At 56.8% G+C, this 12,400-nt stretch carries 7 protein-coding genes; 1 reads left to right on the top strand and 6 read right to left on the bottom strand.

Features of this window, described 5'->3' with window-relative positions; all coding sequences use genetic code 11:
- Nucleotides 1-5: 5 nt before the first annotated feature.
- From HMPREF2554_RS08470 to HMPREF2554_RS11950, 6 genes are all read right to left on the bottom strand, one after another.
- Nucleotides 6-2,081 carry a glucose PTS transporter subunit IIA gene (locus tag HMPREF2554_RS08470; RefSeq protein WP_041321676.1) on the bottom strand — a complete coding sequence of 692 codons (2,076 nt, stop codon included), beginning with the start codon at nt 2,079-2,081 and terminating at the stop codon, nt 6-8.
- A gap of 464 nt (nt 2,082-2,545) precedes the next feature.
- Nucleotides 2,546-5,107: an HAD-IC family P-type ATPase gene (locus tag HMPREF2554_RS08465; protein ID WP_210396039.1), complete on the bottom strand. Its 2,562-nt coding sequence runs from the start codon at nt 5,105-5,107 to the stop codon at nt 2,546-2,548.
- Nucleotides 5,108-5,354: 247 nt separating this feature from the next.
- Nucleotides 5,355-6,116, bottom strand: a complete 762-nt coding sequence (locus HMPREF2554_RS08460) for a heme ABC transporter ATP-binding protein (protein ID WP_070554707.1) — start codon at nt 6,114-6,116, stop codon at nt 5,355-5,357.
- Nucleotides 6,116-7,198: a FecCD family ABC transporter permease gene (locus HMPREF2554_RS08455; protein WP_070554705.1), complete on the bottom strand. Its 1,083-nt coding sequence runs from the start codon at nt 7,196-7,198 to the stop codon at nt 6,116-6,118. The genes HMPREF2554_RS08460 and HMPREF2554_RS08455 overlap by 1 nt, the downstream gene beginning before the upstream one ends.
- 12 nt (nt 7,199-7,210) lie before the next feature.
- Nucleotides 7,211-8,395 carry a heme/hemin ABC transporter substrate-binding protein gene (locus tag HMPREF2554_RS08450; RefSeq protein ID WP_083297456.1) on the bottom strand — a complete coding sequence of 395 codons (1,185 nt, stop codon included), beginning with the start codon at nt 8,393-8,395 and terminating at the stop codon, nt 7,211-7,213.
- A 200-nt stretch (nt 8,396-8,595) separates the two neighbouring features.
- Nucleotides 8,596-11,208, bottom strand: a complete 2,613-nt coding sequence (locus HMPREF2554_RS11950) for an HtaA domain-containing protein (RefSeq protein ID WP_041321677.1) — start codon at nt 11,206-11,208, stop codon at nt 8,596-8,598.
- A gap of 203 nt (nt 11,209-11,411) precedes the next feature.
- On the opposite strand from HMPREF2554_RS11950, the gene HMPREF2554_RS08440 reads away from it, so the two are divergent.
- Nucleotides 11,412-12,119 (top strand): biliverdin-producing heme oxygenase, encoded by a 708-nt coding sequence (locus HMPREF2554_RS08440; protein WP_013398432.1) that lies wholly within the window; start codon nt 11,412-11,414, stop codon nt 12,117-12,119.
- The last annotated feature ends 281 nt before the right edge of the window (nt 12,120-12,400 follow it).

Here is a 12,400-nt window from a genome sequence, read left to right as displayed (position 1 = left end):
AAAACCTACTTGGTGGTCACCTTCAAAACGGTGGATGCGTTATTTGCATTACCCACAACGCCCTCAACCGAGGCGAACTTGCGGGTATTGGTCACAATCACCGGAGTGATGAGCGGGTAACCGGCCTTCTTAATAACCGCCGGATCGAACTCGATCAGCGTATCGCCAGCGGCAACCTGCTCGCCCTTCTTTACCTTGACGGTAAAGCCTTCACCGTCGAGGTTCACGGTATCCAAACCGACGTGCACCAAAAGTTCCACGCCGTTATCCAGCTTGAGGCCCACTGCGTGACCGGAGGGGTAAGTAGCTGCGACTTTACCCGCTGCGGGTGCAACCACGGTGGTGCCGGTCGGCTCAACCGCAACACCCTCGCCGAGCTTACCGGCAGCGAAAATCGGGTCTGGAACCTCGGAAAGCGCCACAGCCTTACCCTCTAGGGGAGAAGCCACCTCAAGAACGGTACCTGCCTCTAGTGTGGGCGCTGCAGCGGTTGCAGCTGCGGATGCTGACCCGGCCTGATCGGCGGAGTCTTTCTTCGCCGATGCGCTTGCCGCCGCATCCCGTGCGGAATCTGCAGGAGTATCGGCAGTCTTTGCTGCGTTCCTGGACTCATACCCGAAGAGCAGAACACCCGTCATTGCACCACCGAACGCAATTGACAAGCCCAGAGCGTACAGGGCGGAAGGCTGCATTGCGGGGATCGACAGGAGCGAGGTGAAGGCGAAAGCGTGCGACTTGACCCCCAGTAGTGAGATGGTGGCACCACCGGCCACAGCCGGTACAAGGATGAGGGGAATAACTCGCTTGTAGCGTAGAACCACACCGTAGAGAGAAGGCTCCGAAATACCACCGAGCAGGCCGGACATAGAAGCACCCACCGCAGTCTGGCGAAGCTCCTTATTCCGTGAAGCCCTAATAGCAACACCGGTTACCGCGCCGAAGACGGCGAAGTTATAAGCACCCATGGGGGACTGGATGAAGTCGGTGCCCAGGGTCTGCAGGTTGTTAATCATTACGGCGTTCAGCGGCCAGTGCAGGCCCAACGGAACCATGAACAGGTACAGACCCGCGATTAGCGCACCCACAGCTCCCGGAGCTACATCGTTAACATTCTTCAGGAAGTCGGAGATACCCATAGCCACGCCAATACCGATGGGACCCACCACGAAGGCGGTTACAGGTACCAGAATAATAACGGACAGCATGGGGACGAAGACCATCTGCAGCATATTCGGAATGATCTTCTTCAGCAGGCGCTCCAGAGGTGCCAAGAGGGCAACCGCCAGCAGGGGCGGGAATACCTGACCGGTGTAATCGTAGGCGTACAGCGGTAGGTGCAGACCCATAATGGATACGTCAAGCATCTTAGTAGCCGGGTCAGCAAGTTTAGTGAGGCTCTGGAAGGTGCTGGTCATCAGCGCCGCCGGAATAGCCGCACCAACCCACATATTCGCGCCCAAACGCTTTGCGGCGGTTGCGCCAAGCATAATGGGCATGAAGTTCAGCACCGACAGAGCGGCGGCCTTAAGGATGTACCAGAAAGCGAACTGCTTCATCCATTCGGCTTCGAGCGCCTTACCGGCGGCTTCATCGGAAAGTCGCGGCCCGTTCACAATATCGATGTTCACGCTCTGGCCGGTCAGGTCAGTGTATTGACCGAAGAAACCGAACTGCTGCAAGAACACGATCAGGGTCAGGATCATGGAGGTGCCCAACAGCGCCCACAGCAGAGGACGGAAGGAATCGGAGAGCACATCGAAGATATTGGTGAGCCAGCCAGCCTTCTTGCCCCCGGAAGCCTTCTTGGACCCAGAATTATCTTCGCCAAGGTTCGCCATGCCGGGCAGGGTCTGCATCTCGTTGTAGACCCCCTCAACACGGTCGCCGAGCACGACCTGAGTCTGGCCGGACTGCTCAATGACCGAGAGCACTCCGGGGATGCTCTTAATCTGGTCCGTATTAACCTTGCTCCTGTCGGCGGGAGTTACGCGCAAACGGGTTGCGCAGTGCGTAAAGTGGGCGATATTCTCGGAACCGCCAAGTCCCGTCAGAATCTTCTCGCCAAGTTCGTGGTTTTTCACGTTGTTATCCTTGCACGGTGAATGGTGTGTTAGGGATGTTACCGGCGGCATCCTCAGAGCAAAACGCCCCGAGGGAAACAAAAAAGACCCGAGCTGCATGCCGCCGTACCGTGATGCATTAAAGCATCGTGGGTATAACGATGAACCCTAGGGAATCTATTCCCTCAAGGGATTCAGCAACTCAGGTCTTGCCTGCCTTACCAGTAACAACCCTGTGTTCTATGGTTGTGTGATTCTAAGAATCACAATGTCTGCATGTAACTCTAGGCTTAAACCTGCGCGAGCGCAAGATGAGGTTTTGAAAGTTCAGAAAGTGTAAATTGTGCCGTTCAGGTTTGCGGTGGGTATCGTCTTAGGGCGAGGCAGAGCATCCGAAGAGGTTAAACGCCGAACCGGTGTCGTTCATTAGATGTTACGGCACCGGTTCTTAGACGAGATTACTGAGGGGAAGATGCGATCTTGAGCTATTTCGTCGCGGACGGGAAGAAGCTCAGCGAAGCCACCTCAAGCTCAGGGTAGCTACGTTTCTGCCAGCGGCGACTACGATGCGCGTTCACCTCAATCAGCACGGCACCCAGTACTCCGGCGCCGATAGAGAGCATAAGAAGTTCCGTCGACGGCATCTCAAACTGGTGATACTTGACGAGAAGCGGTACCAGAAGAGCCGCGAAGAAGACACTCAGAAGCGCTCCGAAGAGAAGCATCCGTGCGGTATTGAGTGGGCGTGCTACCGCTGCAAGGTTCCACAGCCCCATAATCACCAGAGTGATAAACGACGCCGTTTGAACCTGTCGTATATCGCCTTCCGGACGGAAAATAAACAGCGCCGCCAGGTTTACCAGAACCAGCATCGCCACCACGATAATAGAGTTCGGAATCGTGTAATTCAGTACGCGGCGCAAGAATCCGGGCACATACCGGCGCGAGTTCGGCAGCAACGCCAGCGCGAAGGAGGACGCGCCCACAATCAGGAAATCTGCGGTCGAGTATTGGCGAGGCAGGAACGGGAAGATCAGCCCCATCAGACCGAAGACCACACCCAGCAGGATCGCAAAGCCGGTCTTTGTTAGGAATAGGTTTGCCACCATTTCGATATTCGCAATCACCTGGCGACCCTGCTCCAAGGCGGCGGGAAGCGAAGAGAACTTGCCATCCAGAAGCACCAGGCGCGAGACGGCTTTCGTCGCGGGTGCAGCGTTGCCCATCGCAATGCCGAGGTTGGCGTGTTTGAGGGCGAGTGCATCGTTAATGCCGTCGCCGGTCATTGCCACGACGTGTCCTTGCTCTTTGAGCGAGATCACCATGTTCTTCTTCTGCTCGGGCGAAACGCGACCGAAAATATTGTGGGTTGCGGCAGCCTCGGCGAGTTCGGGGCCGTCTTCTGGCAAGGTAGAGGCATCAATCGCCCCCGCAGAAATATCCATACCGGCGGTCTTCGCAGCTGCCTGCACGGTGTACGGGTTATCGCCTGAGAACACCTTGAGGGTTACGCCCTGGCGATTGAAGTAGTCCACGATTTCGGGGGCATCGGAACGCACATTTTCGCGGAAAATCACGAAGAGCACGGGGGCATGGTCGGCGGGGATGTGCTGCACCGGGTCTCCGTCATCGTTGCGTACCACGGCGGATGCATGCGCGAGTACCATCGTGCGCAGACCCAATGATGCGAGTTCACGGGCCCGTTCACGTTCCTCGGTGCCCTGGTTCAGCAGAGCCTCGGGAGCGCCGAGAAGCCAGGCTCCCGAAGACTTAAACTCGATAGCGCTAAAGCGTAACGCCGATGAGAACGGCACAATGCCGCTGACCTGCTCGGTGGGTGCCTGCTCGAATCCGCCGGTGAGTGCTGCTGCGGTCGGGTTCGCGTTTTCATCATGACCGAACCACGCTAACGCCTGGTCCCAGCCCTGCGGCAGGGATGCGCGCCACGCCTGATTTTCATCGGGTGCTTTTGCTTCGGCCGGAGTCGTCAGCGGGCGTACCGAATCGAAAATCACGCCGCCCTCGGTCAGGGTGCCCGTCTTATCGAAGCACACCGTATCCACGCGGGCGAGCACCTCAACGGCGGGCTGTTCCTGCACCAAAATATTGTGTTTACGTCCCAGAGCCACAGCCGCCGCCGCGAACGCCAAAGTTGTCATAAGCGCCAAACCCTGCGGAATCATTGATGCCACTGACGAAACTACCGCAATAGCGACGTTCTCCCAGAGACCGTCACGATTGACAACCTCAAGACCTCCCGCCGCGCGCACCTGACCCCACAGCACGATCGGGATAATGATCGCGAGGCCGAAGGTAATCCACCGCACCACGCGGTCGAGCGCATCGCGAAGCTCAGACTGGATGCGCGAGAACTGTCGGGCCTCATCAGAAATTTTGCTTGCACGGGACTCGGAGCCCACCGCTGAGAGCAGTACACGCCCGGTGCCGCCGAGCACGCTCGATGCCGAAAGCACCATATCGCCCGGACGTTTCGGAATCGGGTCATTCTCGCCGGTCAGCAGGGATTCATCCAGCTCTAGCGAGTCGGAGGTTAGGACCACCGCATCCGCAGGAACCTGGTCGCCGCGTTTGAGCACTACCACATCGCCCTCAACCAGGGACTCCATAGGGACCTCGATCATAGCACCATCGCGTACCGCCGTGATCGGGGATCGGTCAAGCAGAGAGATACGGTCGAGCTCAAGTTTAGCCTTGTACTCCTGCACAAAACCGATAATCACATTCGCCACCACGGCGAACAGAAAGAGCAAATCAGCCCAACGCTGGTACAGAATCACAACCAGACCGCACAGCCCAAGCACCAGGTTAAATACCGTAAACAGGTGTGCCCGCATAATGCTCCACAAGGTGCGGGAAGACTTATTATTCTGAGCGTTGACCTTACCGGCGGCGGTGAGCTTAGCAACCTCATCGCTGCTGAGCCCGTGAACAGCAAGCTCTTGGGAACCGCTGTGTGCCTGAGCAGAATATTCGGGAACATAACCGGAGGCTTCAGACAGCATTGTCTTGTGCTGGTCAGAACTCATGGATGGGGTACTCTCCTTCGTGGGATAGGGGAAGAGTAATACATACGGTTTGGGCTGCACCCGGGCGAGTTTAGACTTCTTATCACGAGAAATAACCCTGCGCCGGGCATTACTTTATTCTAACAAGTAACCATGGCACAGGGCTTATATGCCGAACTGGGAATATACTGAGAATCCGTCGGATACCGGCATGAAATATTCGGGGTAGCAGCCCCAGAAAAAGGACGACTCAAAGCACGGTGCCGCTCTATCGCCGCGGTAGAACCAGAGGGCGCTTCGTTACCGGATGCTCCAAGACCTCAATCGGATGCTGATACACACGGCTCAGCCGCTCCTCGGTACACACCTGAACGGGGGCGCCGTTGGCAGCCACACGACCCTTATCCAGCAGCACGATCCTATCCGAATATGCCGCCGCCACATCTAAATCATGCAGAACCGCCAACACTGCCGTACCCTCGGCGGCAAGCTCCCTGCTCATCTGCAGGGTCTGTTCCTGATGTTTAATATCCAGCGCCGCCGTAGGCTCATCCAAGAGCACTAGGGGAGTCTGCTGCGCAAAAATACGAGCCAAATGCACGCGCCCGCTTTCGCCGCCCGAAAGGGTTGTCACATCGCGATTTGCCATCATCTCTGTATGCGTGCGCGCCATCATCTGCTCGATCACGGCGTCGTCCTCATGCGCACGCTTGGTACCGCGCCACGGGGTGCGCCCCATCGCCACTACCTCGTGTGCCAGGTACGAAAACGCCACCTGAGTTTTCTGCAGCAGCAGGGCACGCAGGCGCGCAAGCTCAAGATATGAATACTCACCCACCGGCTTATCCTTGAGCAGCACCGAACCGGAATCGGGCTTAATATCGCCTGCAATAACCCCCAAAATCGTGGACTTACCGGCACCATTGGGACCGATGAGCGATACAACCTCGCCCGCCTGAACCTCAAAAGAGACATCCTCTAAGATGCGCCGCCCGCCCACTGACAGCGACACCCCATCAACAGTAAGCATCAGAGACCTCCCTTCCCCATCGAACGGCGCAGCAGGAAGAAGAACGTAGGGCCGCCCACGAGCGCCGTAAAAATACCGATCGGCAGGTCAGAGACCGGAATGAGAGTGCGCGCCCCCAAATCGGAAAGCGCAATTAACAGCGCCCCACCCAGCGCTGAAGCGGGCAGCAGCAAACGGTTAGACGGCCCCACAATAAGCCGAAGCAGATGCGGAATAATAAGCCCCACAAAGGCAATAATGCCCGCATGAGCCACCGCCGCACCCGTCAAAAGCGCCGTAGCAGCAATCGCAACACCGCGCAGACGCTCAACGTTCACCCCGGAATGCTGCGCTGCGCGCTCGCCCAGCGCCAACAGGTCAAGTTTGCGTGAAATCATCAAGCACATGATCAACCCCGCCACGATCACGAACCACACGCTGGCAAGAGCCTTCCACGTAGACCCGTTGAGCGATCCCATCTGCCAGAAGACGATGCGGTCGCGGCTGACATTATCGGCTAAGTATAGGCAGAACGCGATTGCGGCGTTTGCCACCGCAGTTACCGCAATACCTGTCAAAATCATGGAAAGAACTTTCGCCCGACCTGAGGAACGCGAGAGAAAATAAACCAGTGCTGTTGCCGCGAGGGCACCGCCGAAGGCGAAAGCTGGAACCGTGTAAATATCGAAGAATTCGAGATTGAAAACAACCGCTACACATGCTCCCACCGCGGCACCCGAAGACACACCGATAACCCCGGGCTCGGCCAGCGGGTTGCCGAAAACCGCCTGCATGACCGCGCCCGAGCATCCCAGGGCAGCGCCCACGAGCAGCCCTAAAAGCACACGCGGAAAACGAATATTCCACAGGGTGCTGTCTTCAAGATAGGCGGTCGGATCCTTGGGAATCATACCCAGGCGGCGCCCCAGCGAAGCCACCACATGATCGGTCGGAATATTGTACTGACCCAACCCCGCAGACACCACGGTTATGACGATCAGGGCAATACTCAGAAAGCCAAAAGTTGCGAGAATACGGATGCGGCGTTTGCTGCGATAATCCGCGCTGGGCGCCGCCGCATCGGTGTGGTTGGACGAATTCACAGGTGGAGCCTCTTAACGCTGGGGTGCGTAGATAGCGCGGGCTAGAGAAAGCAGAACGGCGGGGGTGTTCGGGCCATAGGATAGAACCTGCCCGTCGTTCATATCAACCACGCGCCTGCTCTTTCCCGCGTTCGTTTCGGCAACACCCGGGCGTGCCAAGAATCCATCCAAGCCGCCGGTGGATTCCACGCCGTGAGTCATGGTCAAAATGACATCCGGGTTCACCTTGAGCAGCGCCTCGCTATTCGCGGGAACAATGTTGCGCGCGCCCTGCTCGGAAGCCACATCCCTGCCCTCAAGCGCGGCAATCAGATCATCCGCACCGGAACCCTTGCCGAGAATGAAGAACACCCCGGCATTACCACGCACGTACAGGAACGCCATCGACAATTTCTTATCGCCTGCAGGGGCAACTTCTTTGATGGTATTCAGGGCATAATCAAGGTCTTTCTGCACGCGCTCGGCAACCTTATCGCCCGCCTCCTGCACACCTAAAGCCTGTGCCACAGCCTTGAGCTGGGGAATGATTTTATCCATGCGCCTCTCATGGTCGAACACCACCACAGTCACGCCCGCATCGCGCAGTTGTTCAACAACTTCTTCGGGGCCATTGCTCTTATCCCAGAGCACAAGGTCGGGGTTGGTCGCGAGAATCGCATCCGCGTTCAGATCGTGGCCGTTCTGAGTGACGAGCGGCAGCTTCGCTAACGAAGACTCGGTTGAAGACGTCACACGGCCGACCAGACGATCACCCAAACCCAGCGAGATAACCTCTTGCGCGAGAGTGCCATACAGGTCAAGAGCCAGGATGCGATTCGCCGACTTAACAGTCACCTCATCGCCCTTGAAATCCTTGAAAGTCACGGGAAGCTGCGGGGTTGGAGTCTCAACCATCGGCTGAACTTCGGGGGTGTTCTTCGCGCTGCTGGGACCCGTCAGCGATTTCGGGTCGGAAGAAACATTGCTCTTGAGCTCCTGCGCAAGGTTCTCAAGCTCAGACTTGGTGGTCTGTTCATCAACCACAGAATGCGAGGATGCGCTCGTGCTGCCCGGATTTTGGGTGCCGATGCCGCATCCGGAGATAAAAAACATAGATGCCGCTAATAGTGCGGCGGTAACCTTCTGCGATGCGCTCGTTCTGCCGTGCCGGTGTTTGGAGCGTGTTGTTGCGCCGGGGTGTGAGAGACGAAAAGCCATATGAAGAGTTCCTATCGGCTAAAACTGTGAGTGTATGTATTCGCGATGAGAGCGTGTGCTTAGGGTGAGGGTGCGGGCAGTCGATACTACCCGCACCCTAGCGCATCCGGTGAGTTATGAGGTGCGGATGCTGCACCGAGGAATAAACCCGAGCCTAAGAACCGCCGCATATGCCGGTGGTTGATAGGCCGATCTTAGGTTTATTCGGAGCGCTCAGACATCCTGGAGGACTTGCGACGGCGCGTGTACAGCACGGCACCAATACCGGCGACCAGAGAGGCCAGACCACTAGCAACCCCAACCTCTACACCACTGGCACCGGTATGCGCCAGACGACCATGAGAGCCGCGTGCGTTGAGGGATTCGCATCCCTGACCCTGATATACGGTTTCGGTCACAGTCTGGGTGGCCTGGGTCTTGGTGGTGTTGCCCGCGGGCTGTGCGCCCGAAAGCGATGCCGAGAAGCTCAGCGGAGCCATATCCTTACCCGCCTCGTAGAAACCTGCAAACGCTTTGGCACCCTCAGCGGTAATGGTGGTGCCCGCACCGCTGATGGAAATCTTATCGCCAGAGACCTGCAAGCCGCTTACATTAACGTTGAGCAGAGCAACTTCACCGTAATTATGCGATTTGCCGTCCATATCGTTGCCGACCATCGTTGCGTAGAGAACGGCGGTCTTGCCGTTGATCTCCAGACGCGGGTTTGAGATGGTGGTGTCCAGAATTCCGTGGTGTCCGGTGAAATGCACCGAGCCGGTGAAGGAAATCGAGCCCTTACCATCCTTGAAGGAACCCGTGCCCTTCGCCCACTGGAAGGCGTTATTGGAATAGGTGGTGCCGTTCAGATCCCAGCTGCCGTTAGCGATGCCGCCGCGAATGTAGTTGCGGAAGGAATCGCGCACGCCCCACCCGAGGTCTGCGCTGGCAACCTTACCATCTGCGGATGCGGCCGGTGCTTTGTTCGCTGCCTTAACGGGAACCTGCTTGGTCACGGTCACCGGGGTGCAGACGGGCTGGGCGGGGTTCTTTGAGACGCTGCTGAAGGAACCGTTCTTACCGCCGTTGGGGTGTGTTGCCGGGGTGGAGCCGTTATGGGAATGGGAGGAACTGCCGCCGCCATTGTTCACGGAACCGCCAAAGTTCGTGCCGCCAATACCCGCATTCGCGTTATTACCTAGGTTCGCCGAACCGCTGCCGGTGTTAGAACCCTTAACCGTGGTGTCGGTAACCTTATTTTCCACCAGCTGAGAACCGAGTTTTGCGCTGAAGGAGAGCGGAGCCATAGCGCGCTTGTCGGCGTCATTGTACTGCCCGGCGAAGATTGCCTCGGACCCCTCGACGGTAACGGTAACGGCTGCATTCTTAGCCGAGAGCACGTTATTCTCTAAGGTTGCACCGCTCAGATCGACCTCGGCGAGTACAAGATCTTTGAAGGTACGATTTTCGCCCTGCATGTTGAGCGCTTCGGCGTCGACAACCAGGTAGCCCTTGCCCTCTTTGATGACTAGGCGGGTGTTCTCGAAGCTGCTGTTGAGCTGGCCGTGATGCCCGCTAATATGCACCTTGCCTGCGAAGTTGATCTGACCGGTCTTCGTTGCCTCATCGTACGAGCCGGATGCGCTGGTAAAGTCCAGCCCGCCCGCCGCGTTCTTCGACAGACCCTCGACGGTGATGTTACCGCGCGCAATGGTGTTGAGGTAGTGCAGGAAGGAAGCACGAATATTCCAGGTCAGGTTGCCGGATTCAATAATGTGCCCTTGACCTTTCGGCACGTCGGTTCTCGGCGCTGCATCGGTAGCCGGAGGCTGAGCCGGTGCGGGCTTAGCAGCTTCCTTGCTTTGTGAGGGCTGCGGTGCCGGTTGAGAGCTGGGTGCTTCGCTGGGCTTTGAAGGGGTTGAGGCAGGTGCCTCAGAAGTCTGAGAGGGCTGTGGTGCCGGAGCCTCGGAACTCTGTGAAGGCTGCGGAGCCGGTGTTTCAGCAGGTTTACTCTGCTCTGGCGCAGGCTGAGATGGCTCAGGAGTAGGATCGGCAGGCTTCTCCGGTGCTGGTGCAGGCTGCTCGGGTTGAGTCGGCTCAGGTGCAGGTTGAGTCGGCTCCGGGGTCGGATCGGCAGGCTTCTCCGGTGCCGGTGCCTGCTTGGTAACGAGCTTCGCGGAGAATGCCAGCGCATCCAGCTCTTGACCTGCCTGGTAGAACCCAGCAAACACCGAGGTTGCTTCTGCACTGAGTTTTACCTTGGTTGCATCAGATGCTGCCAAGGTCAGCTGCCCGCCCTCGTTTTTCAGGGAGGAAGCATCGAAAGTACCAATCAGCGTGTGATCGTGCTGTACGGGCGGGTTCGGGGTGGTGTTGCCGTTATAGGGGCGTTCGCTGATATTTGCGTATAGGCTGCCTTGCCCGTCTTTGATGACAAGTTCCAAGTCGCTGATAGTTACTTCGAGCACGCCGTGGTGCCCGGTGTACTTCACTCTGGAACCGGTGAATTTAACGTGGTACGAACCGTCTGCCTCGACGGTACCCTCAGCGGCGGTGAAGTGATAAGAACCATCCGCATTGGAGGTAGCACCGGTTAGTTCCTGCGAACCACCGGCGACAGGACCGGTGATGTATTTGCGGAATGAGGATTTGACGCCCCAATCTACGGATGCATCCTGCAGGCTTTGTGATGCGGCAGCTGGCGCCTGCTCAGAGACGATCTGCGCGGTCGGTGCGGGTTGGTTCGCTAGGGCGGGAGTGGCGGCGATGCCACTGAGGCCAACGGCGGCAGACGCTAGAAACGCCCATGAGCGCTTCGCGTTATGCGACATAGACATGTGTGTCCTCTATTCGTGGTTTTAGTAATGAGCAGTCTTAGTCTAGACCTATTAGCTAAGACTTGTGTAGCTTAATTGTAGTACTTTGCTTAATGATGAGGTTCCCCTTAATAAAATTTTTTGGCAGCGGTGTTGCAAAACCAAAAATTTAGTGACACTATGTCATTTATTGATTTGGTGACACTGTGTCATCAAAAATATTCATGACTCTCAACTCAATCAGGAGGCGTTCCGTGACCGCCATTATTACCCCCGAAACCACCTCTCCCGATGCTGTCGAACAGCGGTTTTCGGCCCGGCTAAAAGCTAGCACCAAGCGTGTGCATGATAATGCTGAGCACTCTACCTTTATGGAAGATTTGATGGGCGGGAAACTCGATACTTCCGCGTATTTACGCCTCATCAACCAGTACACCTATATCTATGAGGCTTTGGAGGAAATCTCTCAGAATCTGCGTGAATCCGGTAACCCACTGACCGATCCTTTCACGCTGGAAGGGTTGGATCGTACCGCCGCGATTCACCATGATATTCGTGCTCTAGGGCAGACCGAGATTGACGTCCCGTTGCCAGCGACTATCGAATATGTGGCGCGTATTAAGGCGACCGCGCAGGCTCCCGAGCGGTTCTTGGCGCATCATTATTTGCGCTATCTAGGAGATCTCTCGGGTGGGCAGGCGGTGGCGGCTCTAGTGGCGCGCCATTACGGCATTGCACGGGATGCGCTGACCATGTACTCGTTCCCGCAGCTTCCTAAGCCAAAGGTCTTCAAGGATGAATATAGGGAGCTTCTTGATCGCGCTCCTTTGAGCGAAGAGCAGCGTGAAGCCCTGATTGACGAGGCTATGGAAGGATTCCGTATTAATGCCGCGCTTTTTGCTCAATTAGGCGAGCAGAGTGGCCGTCTGTAAGCATCTCGATAGATGTTCAAAGTTCGCGTTTGAGGTATATCGCGAGCATTTGTGACAGATTGTTACACTTGTGTAGACAGCGCCTCAGAGTGTTTATTATCACTGAAAAATATACGTAAATAACCGTTATATGACACTTATAGGGCAGATTTAGACACGCGCTTAGGCATTCATCCTGTGACGCGGACATATAAGGGTGCGGTGGTTCCCCAGAGAGGGGGAACCACCGCATCCTTTGTTACCACCGTATGCGCGTTGCAACTCAACTGCACATGACACTA

This window comes from Rothia sp. HMSC071F11, from assembly GCF_001809115.1.
GTDB lineage: Bacteria > Actinomycetota > Actinomycetes > Actinomycetales > Micrococcaceae > Rothia > Rothia dentocariosa.
The sequence above is the reverse complement of the archived record's forward strand: the minus strand, read 5'-3'. Positions and strand labels throughout refer to the sequence as shown.

Excerpts from the sequence above, each read along its gene's own strand:
- HMPREF2554_RS11950 (WP_041321677.1), bottom strand. The coding sequence starts at position 11,208 with ATGTCTATGTCGCATAACGCGAAGCGCTCATGGGCGTTTCTAGCGTCT.
- HMPREF2554_RS08460 (WP_070554707.1), bottom strand. The coding sequence starts at position 6,116 with ATGCTTACTGTTGATGGGGTGTCGCTGTCAGTGGGCGGGCGGCGCATC.
- HMPREF2554_RS08450 (WP_083297456.1), bottom strand. The coding sequence starts at position 8,395 with ATGGCTTTTCGTCTCTCACACCCCGGCGCAACAACACGCTCCAAACAC.
- HMPREF2554_RS08440 (WP_013398432.1), top strand. The coding sequence starts at position 11,412 with ATGACTCTCAACTCAATCAGGAGGCGTTCCGTGACCGCCATTATTACC.
- HMPREF2554_RS08465 (WP_210396039.1), bottom strand. The coding sequence starts at position 5,107 with ATGAGTTCTGACCAGCACAAGACAATGCTGTCTGAAGCCTCCGGTTAT.